Annotated in this window: 13 protein-coding genes and 2 tRNA genes; 6 read left to right on the forward strand and 9 right to left on the reverse strand. The window is 39.7% G+C overall.

Annotated elements, in window-relative coordinates; all coding sequences use genetic code 11:
- Positions 1–285: 285 nt before the first annotated feature.
- Positions 286–2,106 carry an acyl-CoA dehydrogenase C-terminal domain-containing protein gene (locus AC21OH_RS11590; RefSeq protein ID WP_486535168.1) on the reverse strand — a complete coding sequence of 607 codons (1,821 nt, stop codon included), beginning with the start codon at positions 2,104–2,106 and terminating at the stop codon, positions 286–288.
- A gap of 300 nt (positions 2,107–2,406) precedes the next feature.
- On the reverse strand, positions 2,407–3,237 hold the full coding sequence (gene aroE, locus AC21OH_RS11595; RefSeq protein WP_487369806.1) for a shikimate dehydrogenase: 831 nt from the start codon (positions 3,235–3,237) through the stop codon (positions 2,407–2,409).
- 627 nt (positions 3,238–3,864) lie between these two features.
- On the opposite strand from aroE, the gene AC21OH_RS11600 reads away from it, so the two are divergent.
- A complete protein-coding gene (locus AC21OH_RS11600; protein WP_487369805.1) occupies positions 3,865–4,632 on the forward strand; it encodes a hypothetical protein in 768 nt (255 codons plus the stop codon).
- Between the two features lie 168 nt (positions 4,633–4,800).
- On the forward strand, positions 4,801–5,883 hold the full coding sequence (locus AC21OH_RS11605) for an aminotransferase class IV (RefSeq protein ID WP_487369804.1): 1,083 nt from the start codon (positions 4,801–4,803) through the stop codon (positions 5,881–5,883).
- Here AC21OH_RS11605 and AC21OH_RS11610 read toward each other — a convergent pair.
- Together AC21OH_RS11610 and AC21OH_RS11615 are read right to left on the reverse strand one after the other, a co-directional pair.
- Positions 5,866–5,958, reverse strand: a complete 93-nt coding sequence (locus AC21OH_RS11610) for a hypothetical protein (RefSeq protein WP_491140424.1) — start codon at positions 5,956–5,958, stop codon at positions 5,866–5,868. The two genes, AC21OH_RS11605 and AC21OH_RS11610, sit on opposite strands and share 18 nt — an antisense overlap.
- Before the next feature lie 311 nt (positions 5,959–6,269).
- A complete protein-coding gene (locus AC21OH_RS11615) occupies positions 6,270–7,034 on the reverse strand; it encodes a DpnI domain-containing protein (protein WP_487369803.1) in 765 nt (254 codons plus the stop codon).
- Between the two features lie 230 nt (positions 7,035–7,264).
- Here AC21OH_RS11615 and mltG point away from each other — a divergent pair, with 230 nt between their 5' ends.
- On the forward strand, positions 7,265–8,461 hold the full coding sequence (gene mltG / locus AC21OH_RS11620; RefSeq protein ID WP_487369802.1) for an endolytic transglycosylase MltG: 1,197 nt from the start codon (positions 7,265–7,267) through the stop codon (positions 8,459–8,461).
- 123 nt (positions 8,462–8,584) lie between these two features.
- Positions 8,585–9,223, forward strand: a complete 639-nt coding sequence (gene tmk / locus AC21OH_RS11625; RefSeq protein ID WP_487369801.1) for a dTMP kinase — start codon at positions 8,585–8,587, stop codon at positions 9,221–9,223.
- Between the two features lie 276 nt (positions 9,224–9,499).
- Here tmk and AC21OH_RS11630 read toward each other — a convergent pair whose 3' ends face one another.
- On the reverse strand, positions 9,500–11,818 hold the full coding sequence (locus tag AC21OH_RS11630) for a cation:proton antiporter (protein WP_487369800.1): 2,319 nt from the start codon (positions 11,816–11,818) through the stop codon (positions 9,500–9,502).
- Between the two features lie 1,057 nt (positions 11,819–12,875).
- Between AC21OH_RS11630 and AC21OH_RS11635 the strand changes: the two genes are divergently transcribed.
- Positions 12,876–14,300, forward strand: coding sequence for a Do family serine endopeptidase (locus tag AC21OH_RS11635; protein WP_487369921.1), 1,425 nt, complete (start codon positions 12,876–12,878; stop codon positions 14,298–14,300).
- A gap of 196 nt (positions 14,301–14,496) precedes the next feature.
- On the opposite strand, the gene AC21OH_RS11640 is transcribed toward AC21OH_RS11635, so the two are convergent.
- From AC21OH_RS11640 to AC21OH_RS11655, 4 genes are all read right to left on the reverse strand, one after another.
- The gene (locus tag AC21OH_RS11640; protein WP_487369799.1) at positions 14,497–15,543 is read right to left on the reverse strand and encodes a hypothetical protein; all 1,047 of its coding nucleotides are present in this window, start codon (positions 15,541–15,543) and stop codon (positions 14,497–14,499) included.
- A 563-nt stretch (positions 15,544–16,106) separates the two neighbouring features.
- Positions 16,107–16,182, reverse strand: a tRNA-Glu gene (locus AC21OH_RS11645).
- Positions 16,183–16,359: 177 nt separating this feature from the next.
- A tRNA-Ala gene (locus AC21OH_RS11650) sits at positions 16,360–16,435 on the reverse strand.
- A 108-nt stretch (positions 16,436–16,543) separates the two neighbouring features.
- A complete protein-coding gene (locus tag AC21OH_RS11655) occupies positions 16,544–17,446 on the reverse strand; it encodes a pirin family protein (RefSeq protein WP_487369798.1) in 903 nt (300 codons plus the stop codon).
- A 383-nt stretch (positions 17,447–17,829) separates the two neighbouring features.
- Between AC21OH_RS11655 and AC21OH_RS11660 the strand changes: the two genes are divergently transcribed.
- The gene (locus AC21OH_RS11660; RefSeq protein WP_487369797.1) at positions 17,830–18,639 is read left to right on the forward strand and encodes a pyridoxine 5'-phosphate synthase; all 810 of its coding nucleotides are present in this window, start codon (positions 17,830–17,832) and stop codon (positions 18,637–18,639) included.
- Positions 18,640–18,705: the final 66 nt, after the last annotated feature.

Raw genomic sequence — 18,705 nt, forward strand, 5'->3', positions numbered from 1 at the left:
CAAACGCTAGTAGATTTAGCGAGTTTGGCAAAGATATAATCAGCGAACGACTAAGCGAACGACTAATAGATTAAGGCGTTAACCTCAATAAGCCTACCCTCTAATGGTGGGACACTAAGTGCACTCGGTAGCCTTGTAACCAATTTAAACGTCTTTGACTATAGGTTGTTTTCACAAAAGTATAAATCTAAAAAACCGCCCTTAACTATTATTAAGGGCGGTTTTGTTATTAAGAACGATTTTGTATCGCGTACTTACATCAATATTTATACATTAAACAATTGATTAGTCATAGAATGCGAAGTTTTCAACATCCATATCTGTCATTGAAGAGCTTGGTGCTACCATGCTCTCTGCATGACCTGAGGTACGTGGTAAGATCTTATCAAAGTAGAAATCAGCGGTTTGAACCTTAGCTTCATAGAAACCAGGCGCTTCAGTACCACCATTTTCAAGCTTATCTAACGCAACTGCTGCCATACGTGCCCAGTGATAGGCCATCATCACATAACCTGAGTACATGAGATAATCGACAGAAGCGGCTGAGATTATCTCACGATCTTTACGCGCACTTAGCATTAGGCGTACGGTTAAAGTGTTCCACTCAGCACAAAGCTTGGTTAATGCCCACACGTATTTGCGCATGTTTTTATCAAGCGCATACTCACCACACCACTTCATGATGCTAGCCGTATAATCACGGACGATTTTACCTTTAGATTGTAAAATAACTTTACGGCCTAATAAGTCTAGTGCTTGAACACCCGTTGTGCCTTCATAAAGGGTGGCAATACGAGCATCACGAGCGATAAGCTCCATGCCCCATTCTTTGATGTAACCATGACCGCCGTATACTTGCTGGCCTTCTTTAGCAGCTTCAATACCAAGCTCAGTCAAGAAACCTTTTAAGATAGGCGTATAGAAGCCAAGCTTGTCATCCCACTTTTCAAATTCGTCGTTGTCCCCATCAGCCACACCTTGCGACATCTTATCTGCATAGCGCGATGCATGGTAAATCATTGAACGACCACCTTCTGCAAAGGCTTTCATGGTCAATAGCATACGACGAACATCAGCATGATGAATAATAGCATCAGCAACATGATCAGGATCTTTAGTACCTGAAAGGGTACGCATAGAACGACGATCTTTGGCATATGGTAGGGCATTTTGGAACGCAAGTTCAATGTGTGCCAGACCTTCAATACCAGTACCAATACGGGCAGTATTCATAAAGGTAAACATGGCTTTTAAGCCTTTGTTTGGCTCACCAATCAAGTATGCGGTAGCGCCATCAAAGTTTAATACACAAGTTGATGAAGATGCGATACCCATTTTATGTTCAATTGAGCCACATTTAACGCCATTGCGCTCGCCCGCTTCACCTTCTTCGTTCACTAAAAACTTAGGTACGATAAATAGTGAAATACCACGCGTGCCTTCAGGCGCATCTGGAAGACGTGCCAATACAATATGGATAATATTATCAGTTAGATCGTGCTCACCACTTGAGATAAAGATCTTAGTACCGTTTAATTTATAGGTACCATCATCTTGTGGGATAGCTTTAGTCTTAACTTGACCTAAGTCTGTACCGCACTGAGGCTCAGTTAAGCACATCGTACCTGACCAAGTGCCTTCTACTAACTTAGGTAGATAGGCGTCTTTTTGCTCTTCAGTACCATACTGTAATAACGTATTAATACAACCAGTGGTTAACCCAGGATACATTGACCAAGGCCAGTTAGCCGTACCAATCATTTCTGATTTGATGAGGTTAATCGACATAGGTAAGTTCATACCGCCGTACTCTTCAGGGTACGAAATACCTTGCCATCCGCCTTCTACAAACTGGTTGTAAGCATCTTTGAAGCCTTCAGGTGTCGTTACTTCACCATCTTCAAAATGACACCCTTCAGCGTCTGCTGGCTGATATAAAGGGGCAATAACGTTTTCAGAAAAGTCAGCAATACCCTGTAAAATCATATCTATAGTTTCAGGATCGGCATTTTCGCCATTACTCAAGCTCTTATAATGTGTTTGGTAGTCAAATACATCATTAAGCAAGAATTTAATGTCACGTAGGGGAGCTTTATAACTTAGCATAATCTATTCTCTTTGATAAAATTTTAATGAATTAACGGAGCGATGCCTTCCTTGACCATATTTATTCAACCTTACTGAGTATAAGGGCAAATACTTGAAATAACTAATATTGATAACAATAATTCATAAGTAAACATTTGTCTTATAACAATAAATTATAACCCTGCCAATTATATACCTATCATATGACATTATAAAGTGATAGATAGAGTACAGTTAAAACGATAGATAGGACAGTTCTTTAATTAAGTCTCACATTCAGTTCATGATAACTATGCCTATTATTAACTATGAATATTACTAACTATTCAAATTATTTATATGAGTAACAGCAGTCCCTGTCCAAAGCGCAAAACTTAATGCTGCTTGCCCGATTAGCATGCCATAACCATCAGATACTGCAGCGCCTTTTGACTTAAAGTGATTTAGAAAGGGCAGCTCACGGCCATACATCATGTCATAAGCGTATGAGCCGTTTAATTGAGGACTAAGCGGCAGAGCATCCCCTGATAATCCAATAGAGGTTGCATTGATAATGATATCAAAGTCACCTGTTAAGTCTTTGATAGAACTGCTATTAAGCTGCATGTCATGAATTGTAGAGCTTTTTTGAGACACCTCTTCAATCAAACTTTCAGCCTTACTCACCGTGCGGTTAGCGACGGTTATGTGAGCGACGCCTGCCTCAACCAGCGGCAAAATAATGCCACGCGAAGCGCCTCCAGCGCCTATTATGGCGACTTTAGACCCTTTAATAAGCCAATCTAATTGGGTCAAATGATTGACCAAACCTTGCCCATCTGTATTATCGCCGTATAGCTGTCCGTCTTTTAACATCAGGGTGTTTACCGCACTTGCGACAGCGGCATGAGCTGACAATCCGCCGTGTGAGGCGCAAAGGCTATAAGCGGTCTGCTTAAATGGAACGGTGACATTGGCCCCTACGCCGCCACCATTAAAAAAGGCATCAACCACCGCAGTAAAGCTGGCTTCATCATCAGGGCAGTATTGGCGGCTGTACTGGATAAGGATACCAGCTTGTTTGGCAAAGGATTGATGAATCTGTGGTGATTTACTATGTTCAATGGGATTACCAATAACAATAAAATGTTGAGTAGCAGTTAAGGTCATAAATAGCTCAATTATTATATGTGTAGTCGGGAGGTTAGAGTGCGAGAATTTATCATTCAAAATCGTGTTTGTGTCGATATCTTATACTTACTATAACAAACACACTAATATAATGAGAGCTATGCGTAATAAATTGATAAGGTTGTGTGCTTTTGCCCCTATGCAATAGCTAAGCTTTTGGATAAACTAAGCATCAATCGTATAACCATACGAAAAGTATGACTTAACGAAAACTACCATTAAACAAAACTACGACGGTATAAATTATACCCGCATGACTAGTATGGCGATATAACTAGTATGACTACATCATTAGCATGATCATATGAGACGGCGCGAATTAAGTTTGGTTACGTCTGATTGTTATATAAGCTATATAAACTATATAAGTAGTCTAGTAGATAATTGATAAATAGTTTATAGATAGTTTATTTAGATAATTTAATAAATAGTTATATGTGTAAGTATAATGCGTTAGGCTACGTCTTAAGATAATTGTGGTTACTATTAATGGCGGTTACTCTTAATTGTAATCACTCTTAATAGGGTTAATCATAACAGGGACTACTCCCTAGCATATCTGGATTTAACAACGTTTCGTAATATTGGGTTATAAATGGAATGAGAATGAGAATAAGCAAAATTACAAACATCAGCAGACAATTGTCAAACGTTGCCTCGTTATCTCGCACCAGTCTATATGATATTGGTCTATCTCATATTAGTCGTATGGGTATTAGTGCCACCCTTATGGCAGGTCTCTTACTAACAGGGTGTAGTAATAATGAAAAAGACGTACCTGTTGAAGAGATCGCTGATGAGCAAGTGGTAGGTGAAGAAGAGACGGTTCAAGCTGCAAATGGCAATGCGGTCGTTGCTCATGGTATGGGTAATGAAGCATTAGATTCAGATGCTTCACAAAATGCTGATGACGCTGGAGAAGCCCCAAAACCTGTCAGCTATGATGTACAAAACTGGAAGGGGCATGATCAGCAGCTAACGCTTAACGATCAGGATGATATTAAAGATTTGTTAGGTTCTGTCACCGCCACTGATAAAAATAGCTTAGATTATGTCAGTAGTACGGCCACCAAATATAGATTTATGGAAGGTGAACAACCCTATTTAGACCTTATTGACTCAAAAAAGTATCTGGAAATAGGATGGTATTACGCCAATCCTAGAGATTCAGATAGCGAAAAAGAGATGAGTATCGATCACGCCAAAAAAGTCTACGCCGTCGCAACAGCACTTATGGGTGATGCAGGTGCACAGTTGGTTGCAAGTATTCTATCGGGTCAGATTATAAAAAATAAAGAGATTAATGGCGTCAATGTCGAGCTTGCCAAATGTGAGTTTTATAGCTGTATGCTGATTATGCAAAAAGACAGCTAGAGCATTTTTTAAGTCTGAGTGCTTTAAAACTTTTGACTATATTCTTCAAATTCCAATTATTAATAGTTTAAATAGCTATTGGTTTTTATAGCTATTAGTTTAAATAGCTATTAGGATTGCGACTTGAGGGTTTTTTAAACTTTAAATTAGTTCTAAAGTAGAATTATTATGTCTCAAGTCATGATGTGGTATCAGCTTACAGAGTCGGGGATGGCGCGCTGTGACCATGACGGTAGTCATAACGTTGATACTGCTTCAACCCCTTGTCATCAAGTTATTGTTGATAGCACTTTCTCAGCCAGTCCCATCTCTAATAACAGCGATTCTAACTCTAATAGCTATTCTTATCACTGTGTTTCTTATAACTGTGTTGCTCCAGCGTTAAGGGGCATGGCATACGGTGACGGGTTTTTTACCACTCTTGGTGTTTATAACGCTGATCCCCTACTGCTGGAATATCATCAATCGCGAATAGATAGTCATTGCAAGGCTCTGCATCTACATTTACCTGAACCTTTAAAGTCGCAGCTATGGCGCTCAGTCATGCAGCATTCAGTCGATATCCAGCATGGTATCCTCAAAATTATAATTACTCGCAGTCCTCAGTCTGTTCGCGGTTATGGCTATGCGCCTAATCTTGAGGACAATACAGCGATGGTTTGGATAGGTGTGAACAAAACACAGCCTTTGGCCCATGAGCGTACCCCAATTTTGAATACCGAAGCGTCGTCACCTAATGATGTGAGTGATCATACACCTGTGATTTTACAGCAGTCACCTATTACTGCTATTTGCTTACGCTCGAAGCTTGCAAGTTGGCCTGAGCCTTTGGCAGGGCTTAAAACCTTAAACCGTTTGGATAATGTCAAAATCGCCGGCGAGCTTGAGCAGATTAAGCAAACATTAAAAAACGTGGCAGAAGGGCTGGTTCAAGACATGCGCGGTAACTGGGTAGAGGGGGTTATGAGCAATATCTTTTATCAACTAAACCCCACCACTAAAGATAATACTCCGAATCCATGGTACACACCGCCTATTAGTCATGCTGGGGTGCGTGGGATTACGCGCCAAGCTATCTGCGATAGATTAGACACTAAAGGCTATCCTGTTCAAGAACGCCCTCTAAAAGATAAAGATTTGAGTCAGTTACACTCACTGTTCTTTTGTAATGCAGTACGTGGTGTTATTCCAGTTCGCAAGCTTTGGATAAAGGATGAGGTGCTTGAGTTGTCGTTAAAGGCCTTTAAATAAAAACTCTGTGGCAATGTGATGGCTGCTATTTAATACAATATCTTCGTTTGTATATTCCTCATGTATTTGTTCAATAGCTTCTTCCTTACTGCTAGCTTATATTTCAATCGTTTTGGCTAGAGTTTCAATAATTTCAACTGAATAATTCTGACTCTTTAATGTCAATGTTAGTCCCTTATTAGGATTTAAATATAAAAATGAAGCCTTTTACTTATATAAGTATTGTAAACAGCTTTTGATTGTATTTTAAAAAGAAATTATGCTTACCTACTTCCATAAGTTTATAGAGTTAATATCCCATATACATAGTTCATTAAAGTATTAACTATATCTTCTAACTTTTATAATTAATAGAGTTAAATTAGAGAAACTATATATAGGCTGTCCTAAGACAATTTGCGGTATCTGCCCCTGCCTATGAATTCAATGATGCCCTTATCTCGCAGAATTTGTAATTGCTGACGTATTTTCGCTTCAATATTATTATTCTCAGGATATAGAGATTTGAAATAATCCTTGAAGAAATAAACCTGTTCAAGTTTGAACTGTGGGGATAGTTTATCAATACAGCTCATAACCTCAAGTGTCCAGCCTCTATTTTGAACAGACTGATGACGCAAAAAAGTAGTTTTTTGAAAGTGGGAGGTAACTTGAGAAAGCTGTATAACCTCTTGGTCTCTTACTATAAAAACTTTTCCTAATTCTGGGATTTTATGCAGGTTTATATTACAGCCTACCCATCCAGCTCTTCTAGCTGTTGAAGGTAGAGGAGGGCGTTTAATGATGATATCTGGTGTAAAAAAATGTTTAGGTATAATTATAAAGTTATTAACTGTGAATTGCTTTGAGTAGGTCAGAAAGAAGAAGTTAGGATTGTCTTGACTACTTATACGTTTAATCATAGTCGCATAAGACCCGTCATTAATAATACTGCTTAATTTTGCTCTCTTACTTTTTAACTCATACTGTTCATTACAAACGGAACAATAGAAGTCAGCCACAGGTTGGTTGTTTTTAAATTCAGATAAAGGACTATCTCCACAATTTGGGCAATAACCATTATTTTGAACCCAGCTCTCACTTAGCACTCTAATTATTTGACTTGGCGATTTGTAGTTCTTTGCTAAGCGTATATCAAACTTTAAGTCCATTAATTGCTCCTATCGCACCGTATTATATAGTTAAAGAAATCTAAAATTGTTATAAGCCAACCGAGTGGAAATTCTGCTCATGTAGGCTTAGCGAGGTTAACACTGTAACCATTTAGAAGTTCGCTGACTATAACTAAATTTTAGGCCAAAATAGGTTAGATGCCGAATCACCATTGAATATCATTGCATAGAGTGCTAAATTCTAGCAAACTTTAACTTCGTGAGTGACCATGAGCGATATTAATTCTGAAAAACCAAATAGCATTCCGCCTAAACAGCCCAATACACACACTAACACACAACCTATCGAGCCCACGGATGTCTCTTTAGTGTGTAATGAGACTGAAACTACCCCTCCCAAAAAGTTGCCCGAACCGACGGCCAAGAAAGGCTACCGGTTTTTATTGGTGTTGGCATTAATAGGGGTGTTCGTATTAGGTATGGGGTATCAAACCTTATTTGGACATTCTGATATAGCCGAAGGGGATATGGTTGTTGAAGAAGGGCAGAGTTACTACGGGCTGTTACCTCAGTTTCAGCGTGACGTGCCTATGTTTTCAGCAAGTATGGCAAAGCTATATATCAAATATCGCATTAACGAGCCATTAAATGCGGGCACGTACCATGTCCCAGCGCAAGCAAACTTAGTAGAGCTGATGGACGCATTACAATCAGCCCAAAAGCTTGATATGGTGGTGGTTCAAGCCATCGAAGGGAGAATGGTGAGTGAGCTTTATAAGAATTTAGCCAATACTGAGGGTGTGGTTTTAAACGTATTAAATGAAGATGGCACACCAAAACCAAATTTAAAACAACTGCTAGGGATTGATGCCACCACTCCTGAGGGCGAGTTTTATCATAATTTAGAAGGTTGGTTCACCCCAAATACCTATCATTATGCTAAAGGTGTTACGGACACCCAGATATTAAAAGATTTATATAAAACTCAGCGTGAGGCGCTTGATAACGCATGGGCAAATAGAGCAGACGGCTTACCGTATCAAACGCCCTATGAGGCGCTGATTATGGCGTCTATTATCGAAAAAGAAACCAGTGTGCCAAGTGAGCGTGAGTTGGTATCGGCTGTCTTTGTGAACCGTCTCAAACAAGGCATGCGCTTGCAAACAGACCCAACGATTATTTATGGTATGGGCGATCGCTATGATGGCAATATACGCCGTAAAGATATTGATGAAAAAACTGCTTATAACACGTATCAAATCGATGGTTTACCACCGACACCTATTGCATTGCCTTCGCCTGAATCGATAGAAGCTGCCATGCATCCAGCAGACAGTGATGCGCTGTATTTTGTGGCGACGGGTAATGGCGGACACAAGTTTACCAAGACGCTTAATGAGCACAACCGTGCCGTGCAAGAATATCTTAAGGTGCTGCGTGAACAAAGAGCAGCCGAAACCCAATGACTGAACTCTTAAAATTATAAGCTCTAGAACTGTTAGCTTTAAAACTTTATTCTTTAAAACTATTTGCTCTTGAACTATAAGCTCTCAAACTACTAATCTTAAAACTATAGAGAAACATGCGTCATGATACAGACGGTCAAGTCAGGTCAGTTCATAAGCTTTGAAGGTACAGAAGGTGTGGGGAAGACCACTGCCATTAATGGACTGTGTGAGCGTTTAGATGCTCTAGGCATCGATTATGTACGTACGCGCGAACCGGGCGGCAGTCCTTTTGCAGAGCAATTGCGTGAGCTACTGCTAGATACCAATACAGAAATTGATGATGATACTGAGCTGTTATTGATGTTTGCAGCACGCAGCGACCATTTGTACAAGGTGATTTTACCCGCACTCAATGAAGGCAAATGGGTGGTGTGCGATCGATTTATAGATTCGACGGTAGCCTATCAAGGGTATGGGCGTGCTCATGCCGATGCGGCAATGCTGGATAAGATAACTCATTTGATTACCCAGTTTGTGCCACGTTTGCCTGACTTAACCTTGTGGTTAGACTTAGCTGTTGAAGAAGGTATGCAGCGGGCAGGTAAACGCGGTGCTGCCGACAGGTTTGAGCAAGAGGCAAAGGCATTCTTTGAACGTGTTTATCATGGATTTAGTGAACAGCATAAAAACCATCAGCGTATTAGACGTATTGATGCCAGTGGAGATGAGCAGGCAGTAGCCGAACGTATTTGGGAAACGGTACAGCCTTATATAAAATAGGCCTGACCCCCTCTCGAGCACAGCTCTCGCCTTGAGAACGGGCAAAGCAGTAATTTGCTCGAGAACCGTTCTCAGGGCTGATGCTAAAATCGCCCTAAACGTTGTTGTTAATCTAGCTAAGGTCCAATACGCTTCGGGCATTATCGTCGATTAACGCTTAGTTTGGAACACAGCTTGGATCAATTGATAGTTATCAGCAGTCCTAATATTTGAATGTTTCACACGCTCTAATCTTAGCGTTAGTCTCAAATCAGCGGTAACAACAGAAGCAAGAGTCTAATCGTTAGACTTCTTGTCAGCTTCTGTCTTACGAGCTTGAGTATCTGGCAAACGTTGAGGGTCTAATGAGCCGTCTGCTTGTTTTGGCGCTTGAGAGTTACCATTTTCTTGAGATTCTAATGATTTAGATTTCAAAGACTTTTGTGATTTAGTCAGCTTGTTCGGATTTTCAGCATGCTTTTCAATCGATTTTTCAAGCTGATTAGCAAGATCTTCTTCAAGTTTGGTAGCTGGCGCAGGCGTCACGACATTAGATTCGGCCTTAATTTCAGATTTGTTTGCCGCTTTGTTTTTATCTGTACTATACGTTCCTTGCGTGCCATGCGTTTTAAGTGCTTTAGACGTTTTAGTCGTTTCAGCCGTTTTGGAAGCGTCTGCCGATTTTGATTTTTGAGTGTCATCGTACATGGGATCACGAACGTCGTCCGTTAAGATTTTCTCCTTACGTTTTTCTGGCGACTTAGAGGTAGCTTCAAACTGAGAGTCTGCACGCGCACGCGCTTCGTTTTGTTTTTCAGTGACGTCGACTTCCTTCGGCTGCACCTCATCATCAATGACCAAAGCGACTAATTTATGATCACGGGGTATATTGTTATCAAAGCTGTCTGTAATAACGCTTAGACGGCCCTCTTTGTCCACCGTATATAGCGGAACAAACTGCTTGTTGTCAGCTCTATATTGGCTATAGCTGTAGCTATCGGTAATATTAGTTATTTTGATACGCGCTTTTTTAGATAGCATACTGGCCATCTTAGTGTAAGTCACATCTTTACCGAACAACCAACGAGACTCAAAGTGAGAGCGTTTTTTATCACGTTCTGTTTTTGTTTTATCTTCACTAAACTTTAACCGATAAATCTTTTGATCTCCAAATTCGTGACGATAGTGTATTTCAGACAAAGTATTCATCTCTTTGTCCACACTCATTGCGAATAGGTGCCCGATGCCAATTAAGTCTAAATAACGCTCTGCATGGTCTGATATTGGATTGCCAAAGTAGGTGCGTAGCCCCGCCATACGCGCTTTGGCGATATTGGTGTAGTTATTGTGCGCAACTAAAACATCGAATCCCTGATCTTGTAGAGATTCGGCGACTTTTAAAGCCACAGGGTTTGAGCCAACAACGAGCACGCCATTGCTTGCGGGTTCACGTACCCCCAATAGGTTGCCGACCATCTTCGCTCCCAAGCCTTGGATTAGCACCGTACCGATAATCACCATAAACACAAGAGGGACTAATAACTCGACTCCCACAATGTCATATTCTTCCAAACGAATGGCGAATAGTGAGGAGATTGCTGCGGCAACAATACCGCGTGGCCCAATCCAGCTAATCATCAGCTTCTCATTGGTTTTAAGATTGGAGCCCATTGACGATGCCCAAACGGATAGAGGGCGCGCCACAAACATAACGATAGCCAGTAAGACAAGCCCGCTAAACCCAACACTTAGTAGACTCTCTAGCTGCACACGCGCGGCCAATACAATGAATAGCACCGAGATTAATAATACGGTTAATGATTCATTAAATTCGAGAATCTGATCACGCGGGAAGTCTTTCCAGTTGGCTAAAGCAACACCCATGACGGTCACAGCCAGTAGCCCTGACTCGTGCTCGAAATGGTTGGAAATAGAGAATAATAACAATACAAATGCCAGCGTAAATACATTATGTAAAAACTCTGGAATCATATGACGTTTGATTAAGTTTGCTAATACAAAAGCACCAAACATACCAATAATAGTAGCGATAATGACTATTTCGGCAAACAAGAAGATACTATTGGCTTCACCACCAGATATGATGTATTCGTATACTAAAACAACGGCAATAGCACCCACTGGATCAATGATGATACCTTCCCACTTCAAGATATTTGAGATGGTTTTGTTGGGGCGTACACTGCGCAGTAGCGGCATGATAACAGTAGGACCAGTGACACACACTAGCGAGCCAAATAACAGTGCAATTAAAGGATCAACGTCAAATAGGATATAGGTAGATAAAGCGACGACGGCTATGGTTATCAAGACACCAACGGATACCAGCATCTGTACAACTTTACCGTGCTGTTTGATCTCGTCAAACTCTAAGGTCAGTGAGCCTTCAAATAAGATAATGGCGACACCTAACGAGATAAAAGGAAATAATAAGTCGCCAAGCACCTCATCCGGGTTTAAGTACCCCATCACTGGTCCAACAAGAATACCAATAAGTAGTAAAAATAGAATAGACGGTTGTTTCAAGTACCAAGCAAGCCACTGAGCGGCAATGCCAAGCCCAACCACGCCAGATAAGAGTAAGGCGGTATCCATGAAATTTTCCTTTTGTTATCAAGACATCATCACGATATCGTCTAGTGTCAATTAAGCGTATGCTCAGGATTGCAATTTTGATTTTTGATTATAAAACAACGTATTGTTAACGCCATTAACTACGATACACCCAGACAGTTGTTCAATAGTGATTCTATATTAGGGCTACACGTTAATTCAAAAAGGGTACACGGTGTAAAAAAAAGCCTAGTAATGACTAGGCTATAACAAAATGTAATTAAGTTTAATGCGTTTTGCGTTACTTAGTATATGAACATTTAATTCTATTGAATTAAGATAACGATTTTTAAAATAACGTTCATCTACTTAACGTTTATTTACGTTGCTATTTTATAAAATGGCTAAAATAAAATATCTACTATAAAAACAACATTTACAAAGTTTGCTTCTATATAGTTAGCTTTTACGTACATTGCTATTAATTGAGTAGCTCTTATATTAATGGATTTAATTAAATAGTATAAAAGCGAACGTTAATTTTAATAGGTTATCAAAGCCTATCTTTATTTTGCACCCACAAACCTCACTTTGAGAACTATCCTTCTTGATGGCTGTCTATAATAGATAGCTGTCTATAAAATGGTTATCAAACCATTAAATATTTAATTAAGCTTAATATTTTTCGTAAGCTTAATATTATGTGAATCACAATAAATATTATTATTTTTAGGATTTAGGATAGAGTTAAGCGTCATAATGATGAGGCAGCGTACTTTAATACCAAAATTATACGTAGTTTATTATATCACGAAACATACATACTATAAGGTAAAGTAAAATCACTACCCCTTTTCTCGATCCTTTATTTACATAACATGAAATATCGGCGCTAATCTAGGGCGGAGAAATTATAATGAAAAAAACCAACTTTATGCTTAAGGAGACAGCTATCAAACATAACATGCCTAAAGAGCATCGCGTATGCATAACGCAAGCGTCACAGGCACCTACCAAACGTCCCCCTTCTTTATTAAACGCAATGGCATACAATAGCCAACGCCTGTTCAAAGCCATAAGTGTGAGCTCATTACTCGCCATGAGCAGTTCAGGTTTAATAGGTACCGGCGTGATAGGATCAGGATTAATCGGTACGGCAGCGTTAACGCTAACGCCCTTAGTCTCGAATTCTGCGCAAGCAGCCGTAATAGCAACAGACTTCTCTGAGCTGGTCGAACAAGTATCTCCAAGTGTGGTGCGTATCAACGTCACCAAACAAGTTAGCCAAGAAGAGCTTGCTAAAGCACAAACTGCCGAATTGCTACGTCAATTTTTTGGCGATAGAGTTCGCATACCAGGCGCTCAAACGGCACCTGCTATTGAATATAGTTATGGTACTGGCTTTTTTGTGACTACCGATGGATATATATTGACCAACCATCATGTTATCGCAGGCGCCGATAATATTACCGTCAGTTTAAACGATCGCACCGAACTTGATGCCACGTTAGTAGGTAGCGACGAACGCTCAGATGTGGCGGTGTTAAAGGTTAAAGAGAATCCAATAAAACCTTACTACAAGATACCCACAGGCGATTCTAGTAAAGTCAGAGTTGGCGAGCCTGTTCTGGCCATTGGATCACCATTTGGGTTTGATTATTCGGCATCAGCAGGTATCGTTAGCGCGAAGTCGCGAAATTTCTCTCGTGAGACCAGTGTCCCTTTTATACAGACCGATGTGGCGTTAAATCCAGGTAACTCAGGCGGACCTTTATTTAACCGCCGTGGTGAAGTTATTGGGATTAACTCACGAATATTTAGCGGTACAGGTGGCTATATGGGACTGTCGTTTTCCATACCCATTAATGAGGCTATGGATATTTATAAGCAGCTCAAAAACAATGGCGAGGTTATACGTGCTTATTTGGGCATATTCCCACAAGATATCGACCGTAATCTAGCAGAAGCCTATGGTTTAGCTAAACCGCAGGGTGCTTTACTCATTAAGGTGACTCCTGACTCGCCTGCCGAAGCCGCAGGATTTAAAGCCGGTGATATTATCACCGAGTTTAATGGGCGTACGGTATTAGAGTCGAACGATGTGATTAATATTATTAACCGTGCTAAACCCAATGATAGATTTAATGCAAAATTAATTCGTAAAGGAAAACAGCTTAGTGCAAGTGGTGTACTCAAAGCGGCGCCAACTGATATGAGTGAAGATAGTATGGCGCAAGCTAATACTCCTCAAGTTCGTTTGGGCTTACGTATACAGGCATTATCTAAAGAGAATCAAGCGCAGCTTGGTAGTAGCGGGGTGCTAATTACTGAGGTTGATCCTACAGGGCTTGCAGCACGTGCAGGTCTAAGACCAGGTGATTTAATTACCAATTTCCATCAAAAGTCTATTAATAGTATTGATGACTTTGTATCCGCACTTAAGCAGTTGCCTGATGAAGGGGTAGTAACTATTGAAGTGGTACGTCAAGGTATTCCAGCCATTATCGGTATTAGATTGGACTAAATTAAACCAAAAAAATAAGCGCTCAAACTGAGCGCTTATTTTATATTATTACTAGACAATCAAACTAACAATTTTAAATTTATATTCAACGAAATACTAAACGGTTACAGTATTAACCTCCTTCAGCCTACTATAGTAGTACTTGCACTCGGTTGCCTTGTAACCATTTTAGATTTCTTTGAATATCGTCTATAGCTTAGCGTACATTGTCACCTAAAGTAATGATAGGCTTATCTAAGCGATAGTTAGCTGCAGCATTACGAGCACCCATAGTACTTGCAATGAATGTCAATAGAGTACTGATTAACCAAAACAGCCCTGAGTATAACGCTGCTTTACGTGCATAATCTTCGGCAGTGTTTAATGCTTGATTCGCTTTTTGTTCAGCAGTCATAATCATGTCTTGAGTCTGAGTTTTGTAGTCATTGTATGACGCCACAACTTCTGTACGAACCTGTTGAGCTTCAGCTTCAGAAAGACCGGCAGCTTGAAGACGGTTAATAATTTCTTGACTTTCAAGTGTTTGCTGAATGTCATTCAAACGATTTTTAGCAATACCGTTAAGGTTCTTCCACGTTTCAAGATTTGTGAAATCAAGCGACTGAACTTCTGCTTTTTGCTCATTTACTAAGTTTGCAATAACTGTTGTAGAAGCATTGATCTGTTCTTGATCTAAACCTTGCGTGTTTTTGGCCAACCAGCCTTCAACATCGCTACGACTAATATCACCCGTTACACGGTTATAAATATTTTGCGCTTCTTGTTGAACGTTAACATCAGATTGCTGAGCTGCAGTACCGACAGCAGTAGCAACACCACCAGTCGCAGTTGCTGCAGTGCTAGCAACAGAGCTTACCGTACTACCGACAGCACTAGTTGTTGATGAAATGATGTTAGTTGCGCCATTTAGCGCCATTACTGAGGTTAGGACTACCATAGTGGCAGCAGTTAGCATACCGGTCAATGTGGCATCTTTTGGATCAATCTCAGTGCCATCTCCAAATAAAGCTTCTGGTGCTGAGTATTTTACCGCGAAATAACCAGCGACATAAGCGCTGACTAATGCCGTAATAACAGCATATATACCAGCCGCTATACTTGTACCTTGCAAGCTAAACGGTAAGAATGAACTTAATACTAAGGCTAAAGCAACCATAGCCATAACTACAATCAGTCCCATTAAGAGACCTGCAATTACGCCACGCCATGATGGGCGTCTTTGAGGACGATATGAAGGTATCATTTTTATTATCCTTTTAATTGAATTAATAAAGAGATTGGTTATATGGACACTATTAACAGAATTAATTTAATATAAGATTCTTATAAATAGCAATTAATAGCAAACCATAATATCCTTTCTAAAATTACTCTTAAAATTATTAAACTTATGCGTCGTCTAAATGACTTAAAAATTAATATGTATAGATTAATCAATACAGAGTCAAGGTAACGAGCGCACAAACCCATATATCTATAATTGCGAATGTTATCAATAGATGATGAGAAAATAAATATAGTTTAGTAAGGATATGCCAAGAAATGTATACCAACTGCGCTTAATGTAAATGCAATGTTATGTTAGGTATAAATTAGATATGTTAAAGGATATTTATGGAGAACTTTCAATCACTTTAGGCATTAGTTATTTTAAATGTTAAAGTGTTTTGACATACAACGCTTTGAATATAACGGATAAGTTAGCTGGTCGATATTTAGAACAATCTCGTATAAAAAAACCTCCAATCAATTTGATTGGAGGTTTAGTTGTTTATATTTATACTAGATAAACACAAACAGAATAGGTGGTATCCCGTAGGGGATTCGAACCCCTGTTACCGCCGTGAAAGGGCGGGGTCCTAGGCCTCTAGACGAACGGGACACAATATCATGTAAACATGAAATATTTTACAACGTAAGGTGCTAACATTTATAACTAAATGAGCATTGCCTAGGTGCTTACGTTGGTGCTGTTGATGCAGCATTATATCCAAAAGATATGAGCGAATCAACGGGTAATACAACGAATACTTTTAACAAAATTCTTAGCGATAAGAATTGGTGGAGCTAAACGGAGTCGAACCGTTGACCCCTTGCATGCCATGCAAGTGCTCTACCAACTGAGCTATAGCCCCTTGTCAAGAGTGGGCGTATTTTATGTAAGAAGGGCTAGGTTGTCAAGCGTTTTTTTAAATTGATTCTAATTTAATCTGTTTGGCTATTAAAGAATCTAAAATTGAATCCTAAGCACCTTCTCCAAACCGTCCTTGTTGAAAGTCGTTGACTGCTTGCATGATCTGTTGTTTATTATTCATCACAAATGGACCGTATTGAACAATGGGTTCATTTAGCGGTTTACCTGTGACCAATATTACTCGGGTATCCGTATTGTCATTTGCTTCAATTACCACACCATCTGCATGCATATCATTTTGTAAAATTGCCATGTTTTTAAGTGGTATTAACTGCTCATTAATGCGAGAAATTCCACGATATACAAAGACAAATGCATTATGAGTAGTCGGTATAAGATGGCTAAAGCTTGTACCTGCAGGCAGGTGGATGTCTAAGTAAGTCGGCTGGGTAATTTCCCGAGTTACTGCACCTGTAACGCTATGAGACTCTCCAGCAATAACGGTGACCTTTACGCCTGCATCAGTTGTAAACTTGGGTAAGTCTGCATTTTGAAAGTCTTTGTACCACGGGTCATTCATTTTATCTTTTGCAGGCAAGTTTAGCCATAGCTGAAAGCCTTCCATAACGCCATCTTCTTGTTCAGGAGTTTCTGAGTGTATAACCCCTTTACCCGCGGTCATCCATTGGACGCCGCCATTTTCAAGCAGGCCTTCATTTCCCGCACTGTCTTTATGGCGCATACGTCCACTAATCATATAAGTAATCGTCTCAAACCCTCGATGCGGATGATTGGGAAACCCAGCAATATAATCATTAGGATTGTCACTTTTAAAATTATCTAACATCAAATATGGATCAAGACGCTGCTGTAAGTTTTGTGTCAGTACTCGCGTAAGCTTAACGCCAGCACCATCTTGCGTATCGTTACCCACAACCAGATGCTCTACACTACGAGGATGAGTAATGGTAAGTTTTTTTAGTTCATCGCGTTGATTATTGGTAGTATTCATAATGTTTTACTTGTTTCACAACTACTTAAATGTTCAGATACTATTGATATGAGGTTTACAAGGACAAATTTAAATTAAGACATACTAGGGGCTGTATAGAATTGATTCATGGAACTGGCAGAGGCTATTTTTTATCAATATATGGTGACTGTTTATGAATAATAGTTATAAGTTAGAATAACTAAGTGTCTAAGATTTCCCTGCATGTTGCCTAAAAAATTACCGCCGCCAGTTACATATTTGAATGTTCAACAGACCCTAATATCTAGCATTATTTTATCAGTTAATATACTTAATAATATAATGATTTGTTATAACATAGTTTAAGTTATAACATAGTTTAAACTGTCAAACGATTTAGGTTTTATAAAACATTAATAGTTATGTCACAAACCTCGCTAAATCCATTTATTTATTCTAATAATAACTATCTTAAAATAACATACGACAAACGTGGAGACGGTATGAGCACCTTGTTTAGCGTCAATTTAAATAAGCTTGCATTAATTCGTAATTCTAGAGGCACAGATTATCCCAATTTACTGTATTTTGTGCAAAAGCTGATAGATCTAGGAGTCAAAGGGTTTACAGTGCATCCAAGGCCAGATGAACGTCATATACGCTATCAAGATGTTTATGATATCAAAGCGCACTTAGCAGATTATCCTGATATTGAGCTTAATGTAGAGGGCAATCCGAACGACACGTTTTTAGCCATGATTAAAGAGGTCAAACCGCATCAATGTACCCTAGTGCCCGACAGTGTCGATCAGCTCACCTCAGATCATGGTTATGATATTATCCAGCACAAAACATTTTTATCTAAGCTTAGCCAAGAGCTCAGCGCAATCGGTGTACGCTGTGCGGTATTTGTTGATCCTGATCTAAACCAAATTCAAGCGGCGATAGACAGTGAGCTTACGGCAGTAGAGATATACACCGAAGAGTGGGCGCGCCAGCATGCTAGCGGTGATTATGATACCATCAAAAATAAGTATCAACAGAGCATTGCGCTGGGTAATCAAAATGGCCTTAGAGTCAATGCAGGTCATGACCTAAATCTAGATAATTTGACGACCTTTTTGACATTAGGTGAGGTGGCAGAGGTGTCTATTGGGCATGCCTTTACGGTTGAATGTATCCAGCAGGGTATGGATACCGTGGTAGCGAAGTATCTAAAGATATGTGAGTAAATCAACCCACATTATCTTATTAACTTTATAGATCAAATAGCTCAACTGCAGAGTTTAAACCTGTTT

The organism is Psychrobacter sp. CX10 (assembly GCF_057621575.2).